This is a genomic window from Polaribacter sp. BAL334, assembly GCF_015767435.1.
Lineage (GTDB): Bacteria > Bacteroidota > Bacteroidia > Flavobacteriales > Flavobacteriaceae > Polaribacter.
The window spans coordinates 1-455 of sequence record NZ_JADWOV010000015.1; the positions used below are offsets into that span (position 1 = coordinate 1).

Annotated in this window: 1 protein-coding gene; it reads right to left on the reverse strand. The window is 29.9% G+C overall.

The window, feature by feature from the left end; genetic code table 11:
* Positions 1 to 455 (reverse strand): hypothetical protein (locus IU405_RS00075; RefSeq protein WP_197436641.1); only part of this gene is annotated, 455 nt, incomplete at both ends.

The following is a 455-nucleotide window of genomic DNA, read 5'->3' on the forward strand; positions in this document are numbered from 1 at the left end:
ACCATTCTGTTACTTTCTGAAACTACTTGGTCTACATAAACTTGGTTTTGCTTTTTGTAAAACTCAGCCTTTTCTGAATACAACTTTCTTGAATTTGCAAGTTCGGCTATGGATTTAGTTACTGACTGATTGGCATCTAACTTCTTTTGGTCATAAATTGGTTTAATCTTTGCAATTTCTGTCGCTTGTTGTTTAGATAAATTAATGCTTAATTGAAATACTTCATCCTTCAACTTTTTACTTTCATTTTCTAAGGATGTAATCTTGCTTTTAACGTTTGTGTTGTAATCAAGTATATTCTTTTCTATTGACGTAATTTGTAAGATTAATTGATTCAAGCTAGCGGTAAGTGCTACTTTTGTACTATCGGGAATATTAAGTCTAATTTGCTCCTTTTCAGTTTCATTCTTTTGTGTTTTTAATTCATTTAAGTTAGATTCTAATGGGGATAAATA